Origin of the sequence: Glutamicibacter sp. NPDC087344 (assembly GCF_044744225.1) — a bacterium.
GTDB lineage: Bacteria > Actinomycetota > Actinomycetes > Actinomycetales > Micrococcaceae > Glutamicibacter.
Genome location: NZ_JBIUXY010000004.1, coordinates 468,802 through 492,679 on the forward strand (window position 1 = coordinate 468,802; position 23,878 = coordinate 492,679).

Sequence of the window (23,878 nt, forward strand, 5' to 3'; positions counted from 1 at the left end):
GTGCAATTTCACTCCGCAGGCCCCGGGGTGTTGCGTTGAACCCGTTAAAAGCTGGGTTGTCCGTGACATGTATGTGTTTCGTGATGCGAAAGTTATGAAAGTGCGACTAGACTGGGACAAAGCAAACGTGAATCCGATCGCCGGTGTTGATCCTAAGTCGTGTAAGGTCACGTGTGCTAGTCACGCGACGAACAAGAGATCAGCGTCAGGAGAATATCCCGCATGCAGGATAAGCAGAATTTTGCAGGAGCCCGTTTCATGACGGTGGCCGAGGTGGCCGACATGATGCGCGTTTCCAAAATGACGGTTTATCGTCTGATCCACGCGGGCGATCTGCCCGCGGTTCAGTTTGGTCGCTCCTATCGCGTTCCGGAAAACGCTGTGGAATCCTACTTGCAGTCTGCGGCTATTGATCCGCAGCGAGGTACGGGTTCCCTCGGTCGATAAGCCAAGCGGTGGTCAGAGCATGGCCGAAAAGCGGGTAATCTATTAAGGAACGTTTAACGTCCGGTCAACCTTGCTGTGTGCTGATGTGCATGGAGATTATTGAGGTTGGCGCATTTTAATTAGTTTGTGAGGAACCAGTATGGGCTCTGTTATCAAGAAGCGCCGTAAGCGTATGTCGAAGAAGAAGCACCGCAAATTGCTTCGTAAGACCCGCCACCAGCGCCGCAATAAGAAGTAAATATACTTCGAGCAGCTTGCCGCTTGGCAATCATCGCCACCGAATCAGGATCTTGTCCTGGACGGTGGCGATTGCTTTACCCTCAGAAGCATTCAAAAGGCCCGCTAACGGCCTCGGCGGTCCTTGAGCGAGCGCTTGGCGGCCCAGATGAATCCGATGACTCCGGCGGCCTTCAGGCTGAATTTAGCGGCGCGCTGCCCGGTGCGGAAGTCATAGGTCTGCCAGCCTCGACGTTTGGCATAGGCACGCAACCTGGCATCGGGATTGATGCAGACCGGGTGTCCCACGGCCTCAAGCAAGGGAACATCGTTGTAAGAGTCGGAATAGGCCCAGGACTGGGACAAGCTGATCCTACGGTCCTTGGCGAGGGCACGCACCGCCTGGGCCTTTTCTGCGGCATGCAGGATGGGGCTTGCCAAGGCGCCGGTATACGCGCCGTCAACACTTTCCACTACGGTGCCCAGGGCACCGGAGAACTTGAGCCTGTCCGAGATGACGTTGGCCACTTCCAGGGGAGTTGCGGTCACGAGCCAAACTTCCCGTCCGACCGTTAGATGCTGCTGCGCGATGGCAACGGTGCCACGCCACAACTTCGGCTCGATGTATTCGTCAAAGATCTCATTGCCGATTTCCTCGATCTCTGCGACCTTGATGCCTTGGGCCATCAGCAACGCACGATCGCGAATCTGGTGAATATCTCCCAGATGCTCACCCCGGGCGGCAAAACGCAACTGTTTTAGCGCAAACCAGAGGATCTCACGCATGCGGAAGAACCGATGCTCGTGAAGTTTTCGGGCCAGCAAATAGAGGGACGCCCCGCGAACCAGGGTATTGTCGACGTCGAAAAACGCGGCGACAGTTTCCGCGCGCTGCGCTGGTTCGGACGGTGAGGTTGATTCGAAGGAAGACATTTGCTCCAGTTTATTTCATTGCGAACTTTAAGACCCGTCGCGGCTCATGAGAATATGAATGAATGAGTACTTTGCATGAAATCCAGCTTTTGGTGCGCCAAGGGTGTCACCTGTGTGAAGCGGCACGGTCAACCGTCAGCGAGGTCACCGGTCGTCTGGGGATGCAATTTACCGAACTCGATATCGATTCCAACCCGCAGCTTCTTGAACGCCATCATGAAGAAGTCCCGGTATTGCTGATCAACGGAGAGGTTCGAGATTTCTGGACCATTGATCCGGCCAGGCTTGAACGTCTGCTGACGAGCTGATGTTTTCCACCGCCCAGTCCCAGCCCATCATGGGGAAGCACAGTGAACGGGGGGACCTGCATGTCTGAGCCTGAGGCCAAGGTGCTCCCGGAAGCCACGGTGGCACGACTGACCCAATATCTTCGAGCGCTCAACGTGCTGGAGTCCCGCGGCCTAGAACGCACCAGTTCTGGTGTCCTGGCCAAAGAGGCCGGGGTCAATCCGGCGATCTTGCGCAAGGACCTGTCCTGGTTGGGTTCCTATGGGACGCGTGGGGTGGGATATGTGGTGCGTGAGCTTTCCGAGCACATCAACAACACCCTGGGGCTGAATCGAGACTGGCGGGTACTGATCCTCGGCGCTGGTAACCTGGGGCGCGCCCTGAGCGGCTATGCCGGATTCACCACTCGCGGATTCAAGGTCAGGGCAATACTTGATGTGCTTCCCGAAATGGTTGGAACCGAAGTTGGCGAACTGCGGGTGGAGGCCCGAAACAACCTGGCTCACGTGGTGCAGCGTGAAGAGATCAACATTGCAGTGCTTGCCGTGCCCGGTGAGGCGGCTCAGGAACTGATTTATGAACTGGGGGAGTTGGGAGTCAACTCGGTGTTGTCCTTTGCTCCCAAACCGCTGGTGGTCCCGCGGGGTATGAACCTGCGGCGGGTGGATCTTTCTACGGAACTTCAGATTTTGGCCTACCTGGCCGTACAACCCTAAAAACCTGCACAAAAGGCATATGGCCTGTTCCCTTTGGGGAACGGGCCATATGCCTTTTGCAGTCTGCTGCGGTTTAGCGGTAACCGGCCCGGCGAGCCATCCGGCGGGCCATGATGTATTCCGAGGAGGGGCGCAGCCAGGAGAAGACCACGCCAGCGACTCCAAGGCCAACGGCCAGGACCAGCAAGGTGTTCAGCATCCCGGCCTGGGTATCCCCGAACATGGAGACAATGGCCACCGAGGAGAACAAACCCATCACGGAGAAGACCGCAAGAATGGTGGCGATAATCCGCATGGCGCTGACACCGCGGCCAACGAAAAAGCCGACCAGGAAGTACAGGCCGATGCTGATGACCGCGGAGGTAATCACAAAGCCTGACATCACCGAGTTGAATTCGGCAATGAACGCCTCTGGGCTGCTCATCATCTGCTGGATCAGCGGGTCGTTGGCGGCTTCAGGGGTCGCCTGCAGCTGAATCTCGAGCTGTTCCTGGAAGAGCGCCCATTGGTCGGTGACCATGTTGGCGAGCATGTTCGAGTTGAACATGAACCAAGTTGCGATGGCATTGACAAAACCCGAGAGCAAGATCAGCAAAAACGCCCACTGAAGCGTTTTAGGTCGTTGCGTTGGCGGCTGAACCGGAGCGTAGCCGCCCTGCTGCTGCGGGTACGGATCAAAGCCCTGGGCCGGTGGCTGAGGCTGTCCGTACGGAGCCTGACCGTAGGGGTTTTGCCCATAGGGGTTTTGGCCGTAGGGATCCGGGCTTGAAGCATTTGACCCGGCATTGGGGTCGTAAGGTTGGCCCGGTTGATTCGGATCGTAGTTGCTCATGTGTTTCCTCAAAGGTTGAACGGGTCATAGAACCAAGGCGGCTCCAGATACCAGTTCGGCGTGCGTTCTCTCCTTCCTAGCCTAGTCGCCGTGTATTGTGATGCACCCCATCCGAAAGGATGGTTTTCTATTTGCGAATGCCATGCAAGCCCTGTGAATCGTTGACGGTGAGCACATTATTCATCTTTTAGGTTGATTCTTTGAGACACTGGAAGCATGCCAATCTCGACTGTTCATTTGTTGCGCCACGGGGAAGTTTTTAACCCCGACCGTGTTCTATATGGACGTATCCCCGGTTTCGGCTTGTCAGAGCTGGGTTTCAAAATGGCCGATGGTGCTGGTGAGTACTTCGCCAAGTACCAGGCTTCCGGCGGGAGAATTGTTCGCCTGGTCGCCTCGCCGCTGGTGCGGGCGCAACAGACCGCAGCTCCGACGGCTAAGGCCCTTGACCTGCCGATTCTCACGGACGATCGGGTTATCGAAGCAGGCAATCAACTGCAGGGGCTGTCCAAGGTTGCGCAGCATCTGAAGAGCCCGCGCTACTGGCCGCTGTTGATCAACCCGCTCAAACCTTCGTGGGGTGAACCCTATGCCGAACAGGTCGCTCGGATGCGTCAGGCCATGGATTTTCACCGCAATCAGGCTCTTGCCGAACACGGTGAGGGTGCCGAAGTGGTCATTGTGAGCCATCAGCTACCGATTTGGGTGACTCGGCGTGGAGCGGAAGGCAAACCGCTGTGGCATGATCCGCGCAAGCGCGAGTGCACGCTGAGCTCAATTACCAGCTTTGAATTTGATGGAGATGAGATACTCTCCGTGCGTTACACCGAACCGAGTCCTGAACTTCTTGCGGGCGCGGCAAACATCCCTGGAGCTTAAAGCAAATGATCGATCCCGTGCAGAACTCTCGTCCACTATCTCGGCGCACCATGTTGCGTACCTTGATGGTGGCCGCGGCGGTGGTGCCGTTGGCCGCTTGCTCGGTCAAGGAGGATAATCTCACCGCACAGGCAAACAGCGGCGACGGAAAAAACTACATCGCAGGCGATGGGGCCGTGCAAGAATACGATGTCCAGCAGCGCACCGATCCCGTAGCGATCAAAACCGAAACTTATCACGGCACGGCCGTTGATTTGGAAGACTGGCAGGGCCAGCCGGTGGTCTTGAACTTCTGGTACGCGGCGTGTGCACCGTGCCGCATCGAAGCACCTGATTTGAAGAAGTTGGCCGAAGAGTTCGAGGGCCAGGTGAATTTCCTGGGGGTCAACGTCCGTGACGAAGCCGAGGCCGCCATGGCCTTTGAACGCACCTTTGAGGTTCCCTACGAATCCGTTCAGGACACCAGCGGTGATATTCAGCTGGCCATGACCAAGTACGTCCCGCTGCAGGCGGTTCCCTCCACCCTCATCCTTGACCGCAAGGGGCGGGTCCGTGCCCGAGTTATCGGAGCGGTGGAGCCAAGCACCTTGAAGTCATTGATCAGCACCGCTCTGACCGAAGAGTTGTGAGCCAGGTTTGACCTCTAATCCTTTTGCGGACATCGTGCTGGACGGTTCGCTGCTGTTAGCCGCGCCGGTCGCGTTGTTGGCTGGACTTGTCTCATTCCTCTCACCCTGTGTGCTTCCCCTGGTACCGGGTTATTTGGGTTATGTCACCGGGTTGACCGGCGCCGACCTCAAAGATCACCGGCGGGGGCGAGTCCTCGCCGGGGTGCTGTTGTTTGTTGCGGGTTTTTCGGTGGTATTTATCGCCGTCGGTGTGCTCTTCAGCCAAGCTACCGCATGGCTTCGTTTTAATGGCGGCTGGGTCACCCAGCTTTTGGGCCTCGTCGTTATTTTTATGGGTGTTGTGTTCATGGGCGGATTCTCCTTCATGCAACGCGACCGCAAGATCCACCGCAAACCACCGGCCGGCCTGTGGGGAGCTCCCGTGCTGGGGCTGACCTTCGGGTTGGGCTGGGCACCGTGTATTGGCCCAACCTTGAGCGCGGTTCTGATCATGTCCACCGGCGTCGATGCAAACGTTGGCCGGGGCACGTTGCTCACGGTGTTCTACTGCCTGGGTTTGGGACTGCCTTTTATCCTGATTGCGCTGGGGCTGCAGCGAGGAATGCAGGCGCTGAACTTTTTCCGGCGTCACCAGCTGCTGATTATGCGGTTGGGCGGCGGACTACTGATTCTTTTGGGTCTTGTTATGGTTACCGGCCTGTGGGGCAGCTGGGTAACCGAATTGCAAAACTGGTTTGCCAATGAAGTGAGGTTGCCAATCTAATGGCGAAGAACAAGCAGAAAACCAAGAACCGGGGCGATGCGCCGGCACTTGGTTTTGTCGGATCCCTGAGGTGGATTTGGACTCAGCTGACGTCGATGCCGACGGCGCTGTTCCTCCTGCTGATGCTGGCGGTTGCCGCGGTGCCCGGATCAATCTTCCCGCAGCGTTCGGTCAACTCTGAGCTTGTGGCCCAGTACCTTGACCAGCATCCTGTGGCCGGACCGTGGTTGGATCGTTTCCAGATGTTTGAGGTGTATTCCTCAGCCTGGTTCTCCGCGATCTACATCTTGTTGTTCATCTCATTGGTTGGCTGTATCACCCCGCGCATCAAAAAGCATGCAAAGGCCCTGCGCACCCCGCCTCCGCGGACTCCGGCGAAACTGGATCGGCTGCCGCAGTACCATTCGCTGGCGGTTATGGAGGGCCAGCCCGACACACCCACCGATGACCAGCTGATTGACGATACGTATAAAATCCTCAAAAAGCGTGGGTATCGGGTTGAACGTCGCGAAGACGCGACCGGGCGTTCGGTGGCAGCGGAGCGTGGTTACTTCCGCGAAATCGGCAACCTGCTTTTCCACATTTCGTTGCTCGGTGTCCTCGCGTCTGCGGGAATCGGCCAGGCCTATGGCTACGGCGGGCAACGTGTGGTCGTAGAGGGCGAAACCTTTGTGAACTCCTTGGTTTCCTACGATTCATTCAGCCCCGGAAGCAACTTCTCGGCCGATAACCTCAAGGGGTATTCGGTGAAACTGGACAAGTTCGACATCCTCTTTGACCGCGATTCCAAGGACTTTTTTGGGCAGCCACTGGACTTCACCGCCCACGTGCAGGTCCGAGAAAATCCGGATGCAGAACCGGTCGCACAGGATCTGAAGGTAAACCACCCACTGCGTATTGACGGTGCGGATGTATACCTCGTTGGCAACGGTTACGCCCCGGTGGTCACCGTGCGCGACGGAGAAGGCAACGTCTCCTATTCGGGGCCGCTGGTATCGGTCCCGCAGGATTCGGTTTACACCTCATTGATGGTCATCAAGGTACCGGACGCGAAACCAGAACAGCTAGGTTTCCAGGGCTTCCTGCTGCCGACCGCACTGGTGGGTGAGGACAACGTGGCCTTCTCCGGAGATCCGAACGCCATCAACCCGCAGCTTCAGCTGAACTCCTTTTATGGGGACCTTGGCCTGGACTCCGGTGAACCGCAGAACGTGTACGTGCTGGATACCGAGCAGATGACGGAACTGAACAGCCGGAATCTTGACGCCGGAGGTATTGTCCTCGGCGCCGGGGACACGTACGAACTGCCGAACGGACTTGGCAGCATCACCTTTGACGACCTCAAACGGTACGTCGCCCTGGATGTGAACTACGATCCGGGCAAGCTACCCATCGCGATCTTCGCCGGACTTGCCCTGTTGGGCTTGATCATCTCGATGTTCACCCCGCGTCGCCGCGTCTGGGTGAAACTCAAGAATGAGGACGGTAGGCGTAGTATCGAATACGCGCTCTTGGCTCGTGGTGAGGATCCAAGACTTGAACGCGAATCCGAAGAATTGCAGAAAATCTTTGACAAGGCTTGGCCATTGGCAAGCCAAGAACAGGACCTAGGAGCCGTAAATGGGTAGCAATGCCTCACTCGAGCCGATCAACGAAACGCTGGGTGTCTACAGCCAGCTCTTCATGTTGCTGGCGGCCATGGTCTACATGGTTGTTTTTATCTTCTTCGCGCTAGACCTGGCCAAGACCAACAAGTCGATCAGCGAAATGGACGCCGCGGCGCTGAAGGAAGATGAAAAGCTTCTGATTTCAGCCGGTGGATCAGCACGCCCCGTCCGCGGACGCCGTGGCCAGGATGTCCGTGCCGACAATGTCGGTGAGGATGTCGTGACCGACAAGATGGAGTACACCAAACTTTCATCAAGCCGCAAGATGGCCCGCATCGCCGTGGTCCTGATGTGCTTGGCCGTCGTGTTGCACGGTTTCGCCGTCTTCGCCCGGGCCTTCGCCGCGCACCGTGTGCCGTGGGGCAACATGTATGAATTTTTGTCTACCGGAGCCTTGGTGGTTTCCGTTGTGTTCCTGGTTTCGCTGTTCTTCAAGGACCTGCGATTCATGGGCAGCTTCATCTCCGGTCTGGTGACCTTGATGCTCTGCGGCGCGACCATCGGTTTCCCGACCCCCGTTGGACACCTGGTGCCGGCCCTGCAGTCTCCCTGGATTGTGATCCACGTGTCGATCGCCGTTTTTGCGTCGGCCCTGTTTGCCATCAGCTTCGCAATGAATGTTCTCCAGTTGCTGCAGCACTACCGCATGAAGCGCATCGCCGAGGGACAGTCGGATAAGCTGCCGTTCATGCGTGTGGTCCCCGGTGCCGGCGCCCTGGAGAACTTCGCCTACCGCCTGAACACCATCGGCTTCGCCATGTGGACGTTTACCGTGATTGCCGGTGCCATTTGGGCCGAGGCGGCCTGGGGCCGCTACTGGGGCTGGGACCCGAAGGAAGTCTGGTCCTTCGTGATCTGGGTTGTGTATGCAGGCTACCTGCACGCGCGCGCCACCGGCGGTTGGACCGGTCCTCGCTCGGCGTGGCTTTCGATCATCGGCTTCCTGTGTGTTGTTTTCAACTACACCATCGTGAACATCTACTTCAACGGCCTGCACTCCTACGCTGGCGTGTAGCCACTACCGCAAGCCAGTAGTGACGCTCCGGCGGCCCACCACCAGGTGGGCCGCCGGAGTGTTTTAATTTCCTGCTGACTGCGGCGCAAGTGAATGAGTCTGGAACCGGCGGAGCCGTCCGGGTGGACCGGTCACCCAGGAGCGCGAGTCAACCCCGGACCTCAAACAAACAAACCCCCGCCAGAGGATCCTGACGAGGGTGCTGTGCAGTTGAACTGCTGCGGGTGTTGCCGTGGAATTAGCTGTCCGGGGTGGCGGTGCCGTTTCCGTCGGATTTGTTTTTGTGGTCTTTATTTTCCTTCGCGGGCTTGTCTGCGGACTGATCCTTGGACTTCTCGGCCTCGCGGCGCTTGAGTTCTTCCTCACGTTTGGTCAGCTCGGCGTCACGCTGCTGCTGGCGACGCCAGACCTCCAGCTGGCGCAGGAAGTCCTCGTCGTCATCCGGGGCTTTGGAAGTCTGGGCGGCGCTTGCCTCGGCGCTCAGCGGGCGGCCCAGGGTGAACCATAATGCGGCTCCGATCAGCGGAAGGAAGAAGATCACCGCGAACCAGGCAGGCTTGGGCAGCGAGCGCACCTGATGTGCCTCGGACCGTGCGCATTCGATCAGTGTGTAGATCATTAGCGCGACGGAAATCAATGCGGCGAATATTATGATGCGGACCATGACTACAGTCTAGTGATAATTCTCTTCACAGGTTCATCGGTAAGCTTTAAACTATGCAGCTTCTGAAATATACCGTGCTTCGACTGGGAATCTTCCTGGTTGTCTTCCTTGGCCTCTTCTGGGGTCTGCAATGGCCGATTTTTGTGGCAGGTGCGGTCGGATTGATTATCGCCTTCGCGGTGTCCTACCTGTTCTTCAACAATCTACGGCTTCGCGCAAACCAGGATGTGGGCAAGGCGTTCAACAAAACCAGTGCCGGCAAGACTCAAAAACAACTGGCCGACGAGGCGATTGAAGATTCTTATGACGAGGCCCAGCGCCGTCCCCAGGATCCAACCGCCTAATGGCCAAAGCACTTCTGCGCAGCATCTGAAACCATAAACAAACGCTCCACCAGCCTGGTTGGCCAGTGGAGCGTTTGTTTATGCGGTAAGGAAGCCGGGGCCTAGTTCAGCCAGAGCGGGAGCAAGATAGCCCCGGCAAAAAGCACGGCATACACCATGTTCACGATGCCGGTCTGCTTGAGCACCACCACCAGCTTGGACAGGTCACGCTGGCGCAACATGGTCAGGCTAGGGGCAACCGCCGGCAAGAAGGCCACCAAGATCATCCACATCCACGGGAACGTTCCCGTGACAAGCAGCGGCAACAGGATCGCCACGGAGAGCATCAGCACGTAGCTCAGGCGTGCGTTGTGCTCACCCAAACGCACCGCGAGGGTAATCTTCCCTACTTCGGTGTCCGTGGGGATATCACGCACGTTGTTGGCCATCAGCAAGGCGCAGCCGATTAGCCCGGTGCCCACCGCGCCGAGCAGGGCCGGCAGGGTGAAGGTGCCGCTCTGGGTGAACGTGGTTCCAAGCGTGGCAACCAGTCCGAAAAAGATGAAAACATACACGTCCCCCCACCCGCGGTAGCCGTAGGGATTTTTGCCACCGGTGTAGCCCCAGGCGGCGAAGATCGCCGCCACCCCGATGAGCAGCAATGGCCACGCCTGGGAAAGGATCACCAGGAACAGGCCTAATACCGCCGCCAAGCCAAAGCAGGCAAACGCGGCATTACGCACGTTTTTCGGTTCGGTGAGTTTGGAGCCGGTCAGCCGTAACGGTCCGACCCGTTCGTCATCGGTCCCGCGGATGCCATCGGAGTAGTCATTGGAGTAGTTCACGCCGACCTGCAGCAGCAAGCCGACACCCAGCGCCAAGAGGAAACGGACCCAGTGAAAGATCCCGGTTTCGCCCACCGCGGCGGCTGTTCCGATGACGACCGGGGCAATGACGATGGGCAAGGTGCGCAGCCGCGCGCCGGCGACCCATTGGGAAAGTGTAGCCACTTTCAGTCCTTTCGGGGCAAAACACAAAAATCCGTACCCTCTAGTTTCCCGCGATTCGTCGGGCAAGGCGAATCGAGGGCCTAGCGGGCCTGGGCCAACTGGGCCGCAACCACCTGGCGATTGAACTTTCCGTTGGGCAATAACGGCAGTCCGTGCGGGTAGTGAAGCACGTACTTCGGCACTGCCTCCTTGCCCAGGGTGCGGCGTACCGCGTCGAAAGCATCCTCGGTCCGGGTCGGGCCGGAATAGGCCAAACCGACCGCCTGCCCCCATTGCGGATCGGGTACGGACAAGACCAAAGTCTGGGTGAAGAATTCTTCGAGCAGCCCCTCGATCTTGGCCGCGGAAAGCTTGACGCCCCCGGTGTTGATGACATCGTCGATGCGCCCCTGGATTTTCAGCCGGGGGCCATCCACGCTGCCCAGATCATCGGTGAGGTACCAGCGCTGTCCCGCACGGTGCACAAAGTGCTCGGCGGTTGCCTGAGGATCGTCGGCATAGCCGTCGGCCAGCATTGGCCCGGAGACCAAGACGCGCCCGTTCTCCTCCAGCAGGCTCACCCCGGGCAGGGCGGTGCCGTTGTACACCAGCCCGCCGGAGGTTTCCGCGGAGCCATAGGTCTGGAAGATCTTCAGCCCATGGTGGCGGGCGTTGGCCAGCAGATCCTTGCTGGCCCGGGCCCCGCCGAGCAAGATCGCGTCGAAACGTTTGAGCGCCGCTGAAGTTCGTGGGCTTGGATTATCCAGCAGCCGGGCTAGCTGGGTCGGGACCAAGGCGGTGAGCCGGTGGGTGTCCACCATTTGCTCGGCGGCCGCGGTGAAGTCTTCGGCGGAGAAGCTTCCCTGCTGGGCCATGATTACCGGTTTGGTGCCGGCGAACAGTGAACGAGTGAGCACACTGAGCCCTGCCACGTAGTGCACCGGCAGGGCCAGCAACCACTGTCCTTCGAAGCCCAGGAATTCGGCGGTTGCCTGCGCGCTGGAAGCCATGGCCGAGACGCTGAGCACCGTGCGCTTGGCACGCCCGGTGGAGCCGGACGTGCGGATCACCACCATGGGTTCTTCGAAGCCCGCCAACTGCGCGGGGTCGAGAGCGGTGATTCTCCAGCCCTGAGGGGAATCGGGATCCGCAATGACCTCCACGGCCGGTCCGTCGTCGTTCACCGCGGCGGCCAAGGCTTCTAAGAGTTCCAGATGTGGTGCGTCCAATGCTGTCTCCTGGATTCGGATCTAAGGGTGGTTTTGGAGTGTCTAGAAGTAGTACGGGTAGTTCGACCAGTCCGGGTCGCGTTTGCCCAGGAAGGCGTCGCGCCCCTCAACCGCTTCGTCGGTCATATAGGCCATGCGGGTCGCCTCGCCGGCGAAAACCTGCTGGCCGGCCAGACCGTCATCGGCAAGGTTGAAGGCGAACTTGAGCATGCGGATGGCCTGGGGAGACTGGGCGGCGATGTCCGCGGCGTATTCCAGGGCCACCTCTTCCAGGCGCTCGTGGTCTACCGACTCGTTGACCGCACCCATGCGCACCATGTCATCGGCCGAGTATTCGCGGGCCAGGAAAAATATTTGGCGGGCGTTTTTCTGGCCGACCTGGCGGGCCAGCAGGGCCGAACCGTAACCGGCGTCAAAGGAACCCACGGTGGCGTCGGTCTGCTTGAACTTGCCGTGCTGGGTGGACGCGATGGTCAGATCCGAGACCACGTGCAGCGAGTGCCCACCGCCGGCTGCCCAGCCGTTGACCACACATACCACCACCTTGGGCATGGTGCGGATCAGGCGCTGCACCTCCAGGATGTGCAGGCGGCCGGCGCGGGCCGGGTCGATGCTCTCGCGGGTCTCGCCCTCGGCGTAGCGGTAGCCGTCGCGGCCGCGGATACGCTGATCCCCGCCGGAACAGAACGCATGGCCGCCGTCCTTGGGGGAGGGGCCGTTGCCCGTCAGCAGCACGGTAGCCACGTCTGAGGTCATCCGGGCGTGGTCCATGGCGCGGTACAGCTCGTCGACGGTGTGCGGGCGGAAGGCGTTGCGCACCTCGGGACGGTCGAAGGCGATACGCACGGTGGGAAGATCGCGCAGGATCGCACCGGTTGCATCGCGCTGGACCTGACGGTGATAGGTGATGTCGGTGAAATCGAAACCTTCAACGACCCGCCACCGGGTGGGGTCGAAAACGTCGGAAACCTTCTGGGGCAATTCTGAATTATTCTGGCTACTCACCCTATGAATGCTAGTCGTTCACCGCGCGTTCTTCAGCACCTTGGCCGCGGATGACGCCGGGGCGGTATCAGCTCGGCTGCAGGGCCGAGTGGATGCAACGTTGTTCCTTGGGGACCGTTTGTGCCCACAATGATCCGTGCCGAGAACTTGTGCGGATCAAGCGCGCTGATCGCTGCACGATCCCTGCCCGGGGCACCCTGCGCTCCGGTGGCGCGGGGCCCCGAGGGCATTTGCCTTACAGAGCGTGGGGTTGGATGTAGAACCACTCCATCTGGAGCGCGCGACCGGTGGTGCCCACGGTGACGTGGCCGCCCTTGGTTGAACGGGTGACGCGCTGGTCGCCGATGTTCTTAATGTGGGCGGTGACGGTCAATCCGCGCGTGGGGATCCATGTTTCGACGGCTTCGATGGCAAGGGAGCGTCCGGTGGTGCCCACGGTGATGGAAGTGCCTTTGCCGGTGGTGCATTTTGTGCCCTGCCAGCCGACGTTGGAAACGTGAGCGCGCAGGCAGATCCGGTCACTTTTGTTTTGGACTACCTTGATCGCTTCGAGTCTCAGGCCTTGGCTCTTGGTTCCAGGGCCGGTGATCCAGCCCTTGCCCTGGATGTGGGTGCTGACGCTGAAGAGATCGAACGAGGTGCTGTAGGCCTGGGACGGCACCGCGCTCAAACCGATGCCGGTAAAACTGAGGGCAGCCACAGCGCAGGCTGCGCCGAGTTTGCGGAGGATGCCGGTTCTCCGCGATGGCTTGCGGGAAATATTTGGTGCCATTGAAGTTCCCCTTCGGGCTGGCTGCGAGTTCTCGCGCAGGCGCGAGTCTGACCCTTGGTATTCTAATTAATCTTGGTGGTGGTGAAAATGCTGGCGGCGTATGAGGGTGAGGCAGCGTGTTGATCTTGAGCGTCGGTCTTGCCTGATTCGATGGCGGACGCGGAGCGGGAAAGCACGTGCACAGTGCCCTGTCTTGGTGATTCGCAAGCGATCCGGAAGGCGTGGGCCTGTTGTCCGGCGCCGCAATTCCACTCGCGTCACATTGACCTGTTTGGAAGTCACGGAACAGGCTGCTGCAGCTGGATCGATCCGATGCGCACGTACTGGCAGCGGGGTTTGCGAGCATCGCGAGTCGCCGTGTAGTGGCTGAAAAATTCACCTTTGCGTCGCTTTCCGCGGTCCGAGCATGACGCGGTACCACTTTCGCAGCGCTCACGTTCCGCGGGTTGAACCAGTCCGAGGCATCTGATGTGGAATGACCTGCGGCGTCATGGCCTGGGATCTTTGGTTGCTTGGCGCGTTTCGGGTGGAGGGTCTGCTGATTCTATTCGGGATTGCGTAAAGTCAAGTGCGAGCCGCACTTGTATTATTGAACGAATGGTCGGTAAGTTAGAGTGCTGAGTATCACTACTTTTCTGGCGCAAGGAGCAATCATGGCCGAGGCATTTCTCGTAGGCGGAGCACGTACCCCGGTAGGACGCTATGGCGGAGCGCTGAGCGGCGTGCGTCCGGACGATCTGGCGGCGCTGACCATCCGCCGAGTAATCGACGACGCGGGGATCGACCCGGCGCTGGTTGACGAGGTGATTTTCGGCAACGCCAACGGAGCCGGTGAAGAAAACCGCAACGTGGCCCGCATGGCCTGGCTGCTGGCTGGCTTGCCGAATACCGTTCCGGGGATCACGGTCAACCGCCTGTGCGCTTCGGGAATGAGCGCCATCACCATGGCCAGCCACATGGTCAAGTCCGGTGCCGCGGATATTGTCGTGGCCGGCGGTGTTGAATCGATGTCCCGCGCACCGTGGGTCATGGAGAAGCCAACCAAGGCCTTCGCCAAACCCGGCGCAACCTTCGACACGTCGATCGGGTGGCGTTTCACCAACCCGGCATTCCTCTCCGGTGAGCTGTCCCGCGACGGCAAAGCCACGTACTCCATGCCGGAGACGGCCGAGGAAGTCGCCCGCGTCTACAACATTTCCCGCGAGGACGCCGACCAGTTTGCCGTGCAGTCCCACGAGAAATCCATTGCCGCCATCGAGGCCGGACGGTTCAAAGATGAAATCGTGCCGGTGACCGTCAAGGGCCGCAAGGCCGACACCATCGTTGACACCGATGAGGGCCCGCGTCCGGGTACCACCGCCGAGGTGTTGGCCGGGCTGCGTCCGGTCGTGAAGGGCGGCTCCGTGGTGACCGCGGGCAACGCCTCAACCCTGAACGACGGAGCCTCGGCCATCCTGGTGGTTTCGGAGCGCGCCATCGCCAAATACGGCCTGACCCCGCGTGCCCGCATTGTCGACGGACAGGCCGCCGGACTGGCTCAGGAGATCATGGGAATGGGTCCGGTGCCGGCGACCAACAAGGTCCTCACCCGCGCCGGGTTGTCCATTGGGGATATCGGGGCCATGGAAATCAATGAGGCTTTTGCCAGCCAGTCGTTGGCAAGCATGCGTGAGCTGGGGGTAGACCCGTCGATCGTGAATCGCGATGGCGGGGCGATCGCGCTGGGCCACCCGCTGGGTTCTTCGGGCTCGCGTATTGTGATCACTTTGCTGGGCCGCATGGAACGCGAGCTGTCCGGCTCCGGGCGCAAGCTCGGTGTGGCCACCATGTGTGTGGGAGTCGGCCAGGGAACCGCACTGCTGGTGGAGGGCGTCTAAGCTGATGAACCTGTCCCCAGAAGATTTCACCACCTTGCAGGTTGTCGAATCCGAGGATCGAGTGTGGGTTCGCCTGCATCGCCCCGAGGTCCGCAACGCCATCGACCAGGTCATGGTTGATGAGCTGCATGCACTATGCGCCTACCTGGAGCGTGCACCGAAGATCATGATCCTGGCTGGCACCACGTCGCAGCCAGCTACCGAGGCCAATCCACGCGGTTCGAAGGGCATTTTTGCCTCCGGTGCGGATATCGCCCAGCTGCGGATGCGCCGCCGCGAGGATGCGCTGGCCGGGATCAACTCGGGGATTTTCGAGCGTATTGCCAAACTGCCCATGCCGGTGATCGCCGCGTTGGACGGCTACGCCTTGGGCGGCGGTGCGGAACTGGCCTATGCGGCGGATTTCCGGATCGGCACCGAGGACCTGCGCCTGGGCAACCCGGAGACAAACCTGGGAATTATGGCCGCGGCCGGTGCGACCTGGCGGTTGAAGGAACTGGTGGGCGAGCCGCTGGCCAAGGAGATTTTGTTGGCTGGCAAGGTCCTGACCGGTGCCCAGTGCTTGCAGGTTCAGCTGATCACCGAGCTGCACCCTGCGGAGGAACTGGATGCCGCCGCGGATGCGTTGGCGGATCGTATTGCCGCGCAAGATCCATTGGCGGTGCGTATTAGCAAGTCGGTGTTCCATGCTCCGCGCGAGGTGCATCCGATCATTGACAACCTGGCCCAGGGAATTCTTTTTGAATCCGAGGCCAAGTTTGATCGTATGCAGGCATTTTTAGACCGAAAGAAGAAGTGAACATGAGTGAAGCAACCAACTTTATTGAAGGCGCCTTGCCGGCCCGGATGGGTGTCCTTGGCGGCGGGCGTATGGGCGCTGGGATTGCCCACGGGTTTTTGATCAGTGGCAGTGCGGTGACCGTTGTCGAGCGCGACGAGGCGGCCGCTCAGGGCGCGTATGAGCGTGTTGCCGAGTCGGTGGACAAGTCCATTGCTCGCGGTGCGGTTGCCGAAAGCCGTGAGCAGTTGCTGGCGCGATTTGCGGTCAGTACCGATTATGCGGATTTTGCCGCGGCGCAGTTGGTGGTTGAGGCGGTTCCGGAGCTGTGGGACCTGAAAGTTTCCTCGTTGTTGGCCGTTGAAGCGGTGCTGGCGCCGGATGCGGTGTTGGCGTCCAATACCTCGTCGTTGTCGGTGTCCGGGTTGGCGCAGGAGCTGGCGCGTCCGCAGAACTTCTTGGGATTGCATTTCTTTAATCCGGTTCCGGCGTCCACCTTGATTGAGGTGGTGATCGGCAAGCAGAGCGACCCGCAGCTGGTTGAAGCTTCGCGTGGGTGGGTGCAGGCGTTGGGTAAAACCGCCGTGGTGGTCAACGATGCTCCGGGTTTTGCCTCGTCTCGCCTTGGGGTGGCTATTGCCCTGGAAGCCATGCGCATGGTTGAAGAAGGTGTGGCCAGCGCGGAGGATATCGATAATGCCATGGTGCTGGGGTACAAACATCCAACCGGTCCGTTGAAGACGACGGACATTGTGGGTTTGGATGTGCGTTTGGGGATTGCAGAGTACCTGCATGAGACGTTGGGCGAGCGTTTTGCGCCGCCGCAGATTCTGCGCGATCTGGTGGCTGAGGGCAAGCTTGGCCGTAAAACCGGCCAGGGGTTCTACACCTGGTAATCGTGCCTTAGCCTGTTGAGGTCCGCCCGTTGAGCTTGCAGAATCGAGCTCAACGGGCGGATTTGTGTCTCTGGGCCGCTTAGGCGAACATGCTTGCCAGCAGCGAGGTGAACAGCGCTTCGGCATCCCGCGGCAGGCCCTTGGCGGTGAACCAGTCGCACATGTTGACGCAGTCGCGGTGCAGGAAGTCCAGCCCCTGCACGTTGCCGGCCAGATCCACGCACTGCGGCACATCGATGACTACCAGCCGTTCTCCGGCAACCAGCAGGTTGTAGGCGGAGAGGTCGCCGTGGGCGATGCCCAGTATGACAAACTTTTCCATGGCGTCTGCCAGCTGATCCCACAGGGCTGGAAGCCGCGGGTCGTTGCGGGAGATCTGTTGCAGCCGAGGTGCCGCGGCGCGCGAGTTTTCCGGGTCCGCGATGAACTCCATCAAGATTTCCGTGCCGTCGATCTGCACCGGGTAGGGGACCGGGATTCCCGCTTCGTGACAGCGGCGCAGGTACGTCCATTCCGCGCTGGCCCACTGCAAGGCAGCCACCTCGCGACCGTAGCTGGAGTTGTTTTTCACGGCGCGATTATCACGTGAACGCCGTGCCGAACGCCCTTCGCTATAGGCCTGGGAACGGCTGAATTGCAGGTGTTCCTGACCTCGGTAGCGTTTGGCCGCCAGCAGCGTGCTGCGGGATTCGGTGGCCCGCTCAATCAGGAAGACATCGCCTTCCTTGCCAGTTTTCAGGATTCCGAGCTCGGTATCCATCGCCGCGGCATCTTCAATGAGCCACGACGGGTACGGCTGCGGTCCACGGCACCCTTTTTCGATAGACGGCCACGTGGAATACCGCTGCCCTTCAACGAGCTCATCGACGGATGACTCGTTCCAGACCGGTTGCCCGCGCCGAGTTTTAAGCCCGGTATCGGCGTCGTCGTAAGTGGTGAAATTTAGTGAATTAATGGCGGTAGATCCGCCGAAGTTCTCAGACACAATAAGTCCTTGGAGAGAAGGGGAGATGGCGTGGTTAGGTTACGGACAATCATCGGTACCCCTCCTTAGTAGGACTCATTGGCGTTTACCAATGACTGTAACAATACAACAGTTCTCAAATATGTTGCAATGGACGTATGAGTCACGCTGCCGAATACCGCAAGCAGTCAACGGATGTTCATTGGGACGGTGCCATCAATGCCCGGCGCATCTGCGGGGTCTTCTATCGGATGGGTCGTCATGAATGGCTTACCTCCGCCGGATGGGAGCAGCTACGGGCGGATGGCATCGACCTTGTGCTTGATTTGCGCAATGAGAGTGAGATCAGGCGTCGTGAGCACGACCCGGTGGTGGACGCGCTGAGCCTGCGGGGTATCGATTTGATCAACCTGCCGCTGGAATCTCCGGGCAACGATCGTTTTGAAGCCGTCGCCGTGCCGTACATGAATCACACCGGGATGTATCGACTGGTCTGCGAGGAATTCGGGAGCCACCTGGCGCAGGTTTTCGAAGCGCTGGCCCAAACGCCTACGGCCGCGGTGATCCACTGCTCTGCGGGGAGGGATCGCTCGGGATTGGTCGCCACGCTGTTGCTGGATCTGGCCGGGCGGCGGGATGAAGTTTTGGCGCATGATGAAGCCGCCGTGCGCGGTATCAATGAGTGGCACCGGGTCTCCCCGCGAAAACACCCCTATGAATCCCATCAAGGAGACATCGAGCTTCACCAGATTATTCGCAGTCGAGCCGAGGAGTTGGACAAATTCCTTCACTGGCTTGGAACCGCAGAGGATTATTTGCGCAGCCAAGGAGTATCAGGCAGCACTCTCGCCACATTGCACAGGCTGACACGTGCAGATCACCCATGATGGGGAACCAAAGCGGCGGTAGGCTCGGCATATGGATGGAAAACCGCGGCATCACGCCTTGAACTATGTTGAACTGACCGTCACCGACTTAAGCGCCGCCAAGGCCTTTTATGCGGCCGCTTTCGGTTGGAAATTTGTCGACTATGGCGAGCAATATGCGGGAATCCTCATGCCGGATGCCAGTACCGAGGAATCCGGAGGCCTGCTATTGGCTGATGCTCCGCGCCCCGTTGGTGGACCCTTCGTGCTGCTGTATTCCGAGGATTTGGATGCAACTGCCCGCTCGATCGAAGCTGCTGGCGGCTGGATCGATCAGCCAGCTTATCCCTTTCCTGGTGGCCGCCGGCTGCATTTCACTGATCCTTCCGGGAACGAGCTTGGCGTTTGGGAAGCCGCAGGACACTAGCTCAATGACTTGCTTGGATTCCAAGATGTCTGGAGGTTGAACAAGGCAAGGAATGGATCAGGCGGTTGCAAATGAATCATGCTTCAAGATGGCACCGTGAAACAGGTGCTAAATAGAGATAGTCAGGGATTCGGGAGCGCTATAAGCCGAACGTGATGCGCGCCGTGCGGATTGAAGCCGTGCAATTGAAGTGACACACAAAGATGACACCTCTGCTGCAGCGGAGGTGTCATCTTTGCCTAAAGTCTTTGCCCGAAATCCCGGACGGGAAAACCATTCAATAAGGCTGCGGGGATTCGGCCATTGGCCGGTATCCGGATTGAGTTTTTTGTACCACTTTATCTGCCAGCTGAACTGGACTTGCCGACGGATGGCGACGCTGTCGGGCGTCTTTCGAGGCCCCAGATTCATTCGCGATCCGTGATTCCTCACGCAGAATGGCCCGAAAGATGACTAATGCTTCGGCTTGTCCACCACCAGATTGGTGATGCGCAGGGTGCAGATGCGCCGCTGCTCGTGGTCGGTGATGAGCACCTCGTGGCTGGTCATGCGGCGGCCGAGCTTGATTGGAGTCGCGGTGATGGTGACCAGCCCTGCGGTTGCCGAGCGGTGGTGAGTGGCATTAACGTCGACTCCCACCACCACCTTGCCGAATGTTGAAGCGAATTTTACGGCGGCCCAGGAACCGACCGCCTCGCCCACGGCCAGTGAGGCCCCGCCGTGCAGCAGGCCGAAGGACTGGGTGTTGCCGGCGACGGGCATGGTTGCCACGACCTTGTCGATGGATTCTTCAATGATCTGCACTCCCATCTTGCGGTCCAACTCGCCCAACTCGATGCTCCAGGGTTCCAGGGTTTGGCCGGTGTTCTGTGTGGTGGTCATTTTCGCGGTCCTTTGCGGGTGTTCTCGATCACGTCATTGCTGTTATGGTTAACAGTAATACTGACCGACCGTTCAGGAAGGAATTGTGTCGATGACGACAGCCCAGATTGGTGTAGTCCCAAGTTTTATTGCCGGTCACTGGCAGACCCCAGCAGCGCAGGGAGGCACCGAAGTCCTTGATGCCAATACCGGTGAACTGCTCGCCACCGTCACCAAGGGAAACCTTGATGTGGCCGGCGCCGTAGCTTATGGCCGTTCCACCGGTCAGCGTGAGCTGTCACAGCTCTCACTGCACGAGCGGGCACTGAAGCTCAAGGAGCTCGCGCTTTACCTCAACGACCACCGCAAGGAACTCTACGAGATCTCCTTCAAGACCGGTGCCACCAAGATCGACTCGATGGTGGATATCGACGGCGGTATTGGCGTGCTCTTCACCTTCTCCGGCAAGGGGCGTCGAGAACTACCCAACAGCAACGTCATCCTGGATGGCCCGACCGAGCCGCTGAGCAAAGACGGATCGTTTTTGGGCACCCACATCTACACCGCGCTGACCGGTGTGGTTGTCCAGGTCAACGCCTTCAATTTCCCGGTTTGGGGAATGCTCGAAAAGTTCGCCCCGGCCTTTATCGCCGGAGTGCCGACCATTGTGAAGCCGGCAACCCCCACCGGGTATCTCACCGAAGCAGTGGTCCGCCTGATGCTGGACTCCGGACTGCTGCCAGATGGCTCCCTGCAGCTGCTCTCCGGGTCCGCCCGCGACCTGATGGACCACCTGGACTACCGGGACATGTTTTCGTTCACCGGCTCGGCTGCCACGGCCAGCCGGCTGAAGGCCCACCCGAACGTCATTGACGGAGGGGTGCGATTCAGCGCCGAAACCGATTCGTTGAATGCCGCGATCCTGGGTCCGGACGCCGTGGAAGGCACCCCGGAGTTTGAGGCTTTCATCAAGGTTGTGGTGACCGAGATGACCGCCAAGGCAGGTCAGAAGTGCACCGCCATTCGCCGCAATATCGTACCGGCGTCCCAGGTGGACGCGGTGATTGTAGCGATCGGCAAGCGCATCGAGGAACGTGTGGTGATTGGCGATCCCCGTGTTGAGGGTGTGACCATGGGCGCCTTGGCCTCACTGGACCAACTGCGCGACGTGCGCGCAGCAGTCCAGGACATGCTGGCTGCCGGTGGTGAACTGGCCTACGGCGCCCTGGACGCGCCAAAGGTCAAGGTCGCGGCCGACACCGACGCGGTGGCCGAGCTGGGCGCTTTCATGGCACCGCTGGTGCTTCGTTGGAATGATGCCCGCAACCCGATCTTGCACTCCCGTGAGGCTTTCGGCCCGGTCAGTTCCGTGATTGGATATCAGAGCATTGAGGAAGCTGTGGAGCTGGCGGCCATGGGCGCAGGCTCGCTGGTGGCCACGGTGTGCACCAACGACGCTACGGCCATGCGCCAGTTGACCCTGGGTATCGCAGGTCATCACGGACGAGTGCACATCCTGAACCGGGAAACCGCACGCAGCACCACGGGTCACGGCTCTCCGGTGCCGCACCTGGTTCACGGCGGCCCGGGCCGCGCCGGCGGTGGCGAGGAACTGGGTGGCATCCGCTCGGTTAAGCACCACATGCAGCGCACCGCGGTGCAGGGCTCGCCAAACATGCTGACCGCATTGAGCGGAATCTGGCACACCGGTGCGGCGCAGTCCCTAGCCGGATGCGAGAAGTTTGGCGGACAGCCAGGCAACGTCCACCCGTTCCGGAAGTCTTTGGCCGAGCTGAAGATCGGTGATGGTTTCGCCTCTGATCTTCGTGAGGTCTCGCTGGAGGAAATCACCGACTTCGCCAACAAAACCGGGGATACCTTCTACGCCCATACCGATGCGTTGGCCGCCGAGGCAAATCCATTTTTCCCCGGCATTGTGGCCCACGGCTACCTGTTGGTTTCCTGGGCCGCCGGATTGTTTGTGGAGCCCGCTCCGGGGCCCGTACTGGCCAACTATGGCTTGGAAAACCTGCGTTTCATCACCCCGGTGGGTGCGGGGGATTCGATCCGCGTCACCTTGACGGCCAAAAAGATCACCCCGCGCGTGACCGATGAATACGGTGAGGTTGCCTGGGATGCGGTCTTGAACAACCAGAACGGCGAGCTGGTCGCCAGCTACGACGTGTTGACCTTGGTGGAGAAGACGGACTCCACCTACGCCAACTGGCAAGCATAAATCCCGTAGCGCGGTACAGCTGAAAACCTCAAATGCCGGCCTTCGAGTTCTCTCGAAGGCCGGCATTTGAGGTTAAGCTTTTGGGGTTTACTTGTTCTCTTGGGAGTTCAGTTTGTCCAGGGTGGCTTTGGTGGCAGCCTCCAGGGCGATCTCTTCTTCGGAGAGCTCAGGCTGCGCCGGGGCGGGGAGGTTGCGCCATTGGAACCAGCCATAGAGAGCTGCAATGGCGGTGAATACGTACAGTCCCAACATGCCAAGCATCGGGCTGACCACAAAGTAGACCACCACGTTGGCAATGGAGCCGGCTGCCAGCACCAGCCAGCCGCTGCGTATACCGCAGGCAATCAGCACGAAGGATGCGTACATTAGCGCCTCGGCCGCGTACATTACCCACACTGACGGGGTGGCGCTGAGGTAGCCGCCGTTGAAGAGGAAGTAATTGAAGTGCAACGCGACCAGCAACACGGCGCCTACCAGGAGCCCCACGGTCCCGGTGAGGGTCAATGGTGAGCGGGTGACCATGCGGGTGAACTTGCCCTTGAGTTCAAAACGCGAGAAACGCCACAGGCCAAAAATAGCCAGTAGCAGCAAAGGAATTCCGTAGATCAACGAGTACAGGTCGTACTTCATGGCATTGATGATGGGTCCGGCGAAAACCGCCATGATCAGTGCCCACCAGCCTAGGTCGTTGCGGTGCGCCAGCAACAGGGAGGCGATGACCACAAGCAGCGCGCTGATCGCGAAGAGCAGGATCTGCACGCCTGAGCTGGTGCTCAAGGACAGCTGGAAGAGACTATCAATAATTGAATCCACGATGCTTCTTTGTGTTGAGTTGTATTCGGCTCATCGGGCGCAAAACGCACCCCTACGATGCTAGCTGTGAATCCTGTGAGGAACACAAGCGCGGGGAGTGGGCAGGGCTGCGCACGCTGTGAGGCCTCTCAAGAAAATCGGTCAAGACCTTCCGCGGGCTCAGGTGGCTGAAGGCGCACGCGTATAAGAAATCGCGCCGATAGGTTGAACCTGATTATTTAGGCTTTCGATTAGGTCTTGAATCCCAACGGTGACTTACCCAAGCCTCTTTAATCAGCCTCCGAAGGATGATGATGCTGTTCGCGAAGCTGATCCAGGCATCAATGACCCGCGCCCTCCGTTCGGTGCAAATCGAGAGTTTCTTGAAACCACGGTTATGCCAGGAGTTAGTTCGTTCCACCACCCACCGTGCACCAGCTTGTAACGGTTCACCCTTGGTACTGATGATGTAATCGCACCCAAGCTCATCTAACAGGTCACGTGTTTTCTGACTGTCGTACCCGGCATCCAGATGGACGGTGATCTGCTCGGGCAGGAAATAGGCGAACCTGGAGAGCCGTTCCAATGTGGGGCGGAGCAAGGGGGAATCGTGTTGGTTCGCTCCAGCGATCACACATCCTAGAGGGATCCCTTTGGCGTCGGTCATCAAGGACCGTTTGGTGCCTTGTTTGCCGCGGTCTACCGGGGATTTTCCGGCGGCTTCGCCACCGCAGGGTGCTTTGACGATGCATCCGTCAACGGTGAGGTCTTCTAGTTCTAGGCCCACGATACGGTCGTAGTTTTCCAGGCAGAT

Annotated in this window: 27 protein-coding genes; 16 read left to right on the plus strand and 11 right to left on the minus strand. The window is 59.5% G+C overall.

The window, feature by feature from the left end; genetic code table 11:
* The first annotated feature begins 222 nt into the window (after positions 1-222).
* Together ACIOWL_RS09780 and ACIOWL_RS09785 are read left to right on the plus strand one after the other, a co-directional pair.
* Entirely contained in the window at positions 223-447 is a 225-nt protein-coding gene (locus ACIOWL_RS09780) for a helix-turn-helix domain-containing protein (protein WP_141362292.1), read from the plus strand.
* Between the two features lie 139 nt (positions 448-586).
* A complete protein-coding gene (locus ACIOWL_RS09785; protein WP_005504750.1) occupies positions 587-685 on the plus strand; it encodes a 30S ribosomal protein bS22 in 99 nt (32 codons plus the stop codon).
* A 104-nt stretch (positions 686-789) separates the two neighbouring features.
* Here ACIOWL_RS09785 and ACIOWL_RS09790 read toward each other — a convergent pair whose 3' ends face one another.
* The gene (locus ACIOWL_RS09790; protein ID WP_400384158.1) at positions 790-1,596 is read right to left on the minus strand and encodes an HAD family hydrolase; all 807 of its coding nucleotides are present in this window, start codon (positions 1,594-1,596) and stop codon (positions 790-792) included.
* Positions 1,597-1,658: 62 nt separating this feature from the next.
* On the opposite strand from ACIOWL_RS09790, the gene ACIOWL_RS09795 reads away from it, so the two are divergent.
* Positions 1,659-1,904, plus strand: a complete 246-nt coding sequence (locus tag ACIOWL_RS09795) for a glutaredoxin family protein (protein WP_400384161.1) — start codon at positions 1,659-1,661, stop codon at positions 1,902-1,904.
* Positions 1,905-1,964: 60 nt separating this feature from the next.
* On the plus strand, positions 1,965-2,600 hold the full coding sequence (locus ACIOWL_RS09800; protein WP_400384163.1) for a redox-sensing transcriptional repressor Rex: 636 nt from the start codon (positions 1,965-1,967) through the stop codon (positions 2,598-2,600).
* 73 nt (positions 2,601-2,673) lie between these two features.
* Here the strand turns inward: ACIOWL_RS09800 and ACIOWL_RS09805 are convergent, their stop codons facing one another.
* Positions 2,674-3,432, minus strand: coding sequence for a hypothetical protein (locus ACIOWL_RS09805; protein WP_400384166.1), 759 nt, complete (start codon positions 3,430-3,432; stop codon positions 2,674-2,676).
* A gap of 216 nt (positions 3,433-3,648) precedes the next feature.
* On the opposite strand from ACIOWL_RS09805, the gene ACIOWL_RS09810 reads away from it, so the two are divergent.
* Genes ACIOWL_RS09810 through ccsB form a run of 5 tightly spaced genes read left to right on the plus strand, consistent with a single transcriptional unit; the run spans position 3,649 to position 8,385 of the window.
* The gene (locus ACIOWL_RS09810) at positions 3,649-4,311 is read left to right on the plus strand and encodes a histidine phosphatase family protein (protein WP_400384169.1); all 663 of its coding nucleotides are present in this window, start codon (positions 3,649-3,651) and stop codon (positions 4,309-4,311) included.
* Positions 4,312-4,316: 5 nt separating this feature from the next.
* Positions 4,317-4,940: a TlpA family protein disulfide reductase gene (locus ACIOWL_RS09815; RefSeq protein WP_400384172.1), complete on the plus strand. Its 624-nt coding sequence runs from the start codon at positions 4,317-4,319 to the stop codon at positions 4,938-4,940.
* A 7-nt stretch (positions 4,941-4,947) separates the two neighbouring features.
* Complete coding sequence (locus ACIOWL_RS09820; protein WP_400384175.1) at positions 4,948-5,703, plus strand: cytochrome c biogenesis CcdA family protein; 756 nt, start codon at positions 4,948-4,950, stop codon at positions 5,701-5,703.
* Entirely contained in the window at positions 5,703-7,331 is a 1,629-nt protein-coding gene (locus tag ACIOWL_RS09825; RefSeq protein ID WP_400384178.1) for a cytochrome c biogenesis protein ResB, read from the plus strand. The genes ACIOWL_RS09820 and ACIOWL_RS09825 overlap by 1 nt, the downstream gene beginning before the upstream one ends.
* A complete protein-coding gene (gene ccsB / locus ACIOWL_RS09830; protein WP_400384181.1) occupies positions 7,324-8,385 on the plus strand; it encodes a c-type cytochrome biogenesis protein CcsB in 1,062 nt (353 codons plus the stop codon). The genes ACIOWL_RS09825 and ccsB overlap by 8 nt, the downstream gene beginning before the upstream one ends.
* Before the next feature lie 238 nt (positions 8,386-8,623).
* Here ccsB and ACIOWL_RS09835 read toward each other — a convergent pair whose 3' ends face one another.
* On the minus strand, positions 8,624-9,049 hold the full coding sequence (locus ACIOWL_RS09835; protein WP_400384183.1) for a PLD nuclease N-terminal domain-containing protein: 426 nt from the start codon (positions 9,047-9,049) through the stop codon (positions 8,624-8,626).
* A gap of 53 nt (positions 9,050-9,102) precedes the next feature.
* Between ACIOWL_RS09835 and ACIOWL_RS09840 the strand changes: the two genes are divergently transcribed.
* Complete coding sequence (locus ACIOWL_RS09840; RefSeq protein ID WP_400384186.1) at positions 9,103-9,393, plus strand: DUF4229 domain-containing protein; 291 nt, start codon at positions 9,103-9,105, stop codon at positions 9,391-9,393.
* A 101-nt stretch (positions 9,394-9,494) separates the two neighbouring features.
* Here the strand turns inward: ACIOWL_RS09840 and ACIOWL_RS09845 are convergent, their stop codons facing one another.
* The 4 genes from ACIOWL_RS09845 to ACIOWL_RS09860 all read right to left on the minus strand — a co-directional run bounded on the left by ACIOWL_RS09845 (position 9,495) and on the right by ACIOWL_RS09860 (position 13,367).
* Positions 9,495-10,382 carry a 1,4-dihydroxy-2-naphthoate polyprenyltransferase gene (locus tag ACIOWL_RS09845; protein WP_400384189.1) on the minus strand — a complete coding sequence of 296 codons (888 nt, stop codon included), beginning with the start codon at positions 10,380-10,382 and terminating at the stop codon, positions 9,495-9,497.
* 80 nt (positions 10,383-10,462) lie between these two features.
* Positions 10,463-11,590, minus strand: coding sequence for an AMP-binding protein (locus ACIOWL_RS09850; RefSeq protein ID WP_400384192.1), 1,128 nt, complete (start codon positions 11,588-11,590; stop codon positions 10,463-10,465).
* Between the two features lie 42 nt (positions 11,591-11,632).
* Positions 11,633-12,595: a 1,4-dihydroxy-2-naphthoyl-CoA synthase gene (locus ACIOWL_RS09855; RefSeq protein WP_400384195.1), complete on the minus strand. Its 963-nt coding sequence runs from the start codon at positions 12,593-12,595 to the stop codon at positions 11,633-11,635.
* Between the two features lie 235 nt (positions 12,596-12,830).
* Positions 12,831-13,367, minus strand: coding sequence for a hypothetical protein (locus ACIOWL_RS09860; protein WP_400384198.1), 537 nt, complete (start codon positions 13,365-13,367; stop codon positions 12,831-12,833).
* A 653-nt stretch (positions 13,368-14,020) separates the two neighbouring features.
* On the opposite strand from ACIOWL_RS09860, the gene ACIOWL_RS09865 reads away from it, so the two are divergent.
* From ACIOWL_RS09865 to ACIOWL_RS09875, 3 genes are read left to right on the plus strand one after another with little or no spacing between them, the layout of a single operon-like run.
* Positions 14,021-15,244, plus strand: a complete 1,224-nt coding sequence (locus ACIOWL_RS09865) for a thiolase family protein (protein ID WP_400384201.1) — start codon at positions 14,021-14,023, stop codon at positions 15,242-15,244.
* Positions 15,245-15,248: 4 nt separating this feature from the next.
* Positions 15,249-16,043, plus strand: a complete 795-nt coding sequence (locus ACIOWL_RS09870) for an enoyl-CoA hydratase/isomerase family protein (protein WP_400384204.1) — start codon at positions 15,249-15,251, stop codon at positions 16,041-16,043.
* 2 nt (positions 16,044-16,045) lie between these two features.
* Complete coding sequence (locus ACIOWL_RS09875) at positions 16,046-16,918, plus strand: 3-hydroxyacyl-CoA dehydrogenase family protein (protein ID WP_400384207.1); 873 nt, start codon at positions 16,046-16,048, stop codon at positions 16,916-16,918.
* A gap of 79 nt (positions 16,919-16,997) precedes the next feature.
* Here ACIOWL_RS09875 and ACIOWL_RS09880 read toward each other — a convergent pair whose 3' ends face one another.
* Positions 16,998-17,903: a serine protein kinase RIO gene (locus tag ACIOWL_RS09880; protein ID WP_400384209.1), complete on the minus strand. Its 906-nt coding sequence runs from the start codon at positions 17,901-17,903 to the stop codon at positions 16,998-17,000.
* A gap of 137 nt (positions 17,904-18,040) precedes the next feature.
* On the opposite strand from ACIOWL_RS09880, the gene ACIOWL_RS09885 reads away from it, so the two are divergent.
* Positions 18,041-18,769 carry a tyrosine-protein phosphatase gene (locus ACIOWL_RS09885; protein WP_400384212.1) on the plus strand — a complete coding sequence of 243 codons (729 nt, stop codon included), beginning with the start codon at positions 18,041-18,043 and terminating at the stop codon, positions 18,767-18,769.
* A 31-nt stretch (positions 18,770-18,800) separates the two neighbouring features.
* On the plus strand, positions 18,801-19,175 hold the full coding sequence (locus ACIOWL_RS09890) for a VOC family protein (protein WP_400384215.1): 375 nt from the start codon (positions 18,801-18,803) through the stop codon (positions 19,173-19,175).
* 453 nt (positions 19,176-19,628) lie between these two features.
* Here the strand turns inward: ACIOWL_RS09890 and ACIOWL_RS09895 are convergent, their stop codons facing one another.
* Positions 19,629-20,057, minus strand: a complete 429-nt coding sequence (locus ACIOWL_RS09895; RefSeq protein ID WP_400384218.1) for a hotdog fold thioesterase — start codon at positions 20,055-20,057, stop codon at positions 19,629-19,631.
* Between the two features lie 91 nt (positions 20,058-20,148).
* Between ACIOWL_RS09895 and paaZ the strand changes: the two genes are divergently transcribed.
* Complete coding sequence (gene paaZ / locus ACIOWL_RS09900; protein WP_400384220.1) at positions 20,149-22,272, plus strand: phenylacetic acid degradation bifunctional protein PaaZ; 2,124 nt, start codon at positions 20,149-20,151, stop codon at positions 22,270-22,272.
* An 87-nt stretch (positions 22,273-22,359) separates the two neighbouring features.
* On the opposite strand, the gene ACIOWL_RS09905 is transcribed toward paaZ, so the two are convergent.
* Both ACIOWL_RS09905 and ACIOWL_RS09910 read right to left on the minus strand, forming a co-directional pair.
* Positions 22,360-23,085, minus strand: a complete 726-nt coding sequence (locus ACIOWL_RS09905) for a nicotinamide mononucleotide transporter (protein WP_400384223.1) — start codon at positions 23,083-23,085, stop codon at positions 22,360-22,362.
* A gap of 214 nt (positions 23,086-23,299) precedes the next feature.
* Positions 23,300-23,878: transposase (locus ACIOWL_RS09910; RefSeq protein WP_400384225.1), on the minus strand; the 579-nt coding region annotated here is incomplete at its 5' end.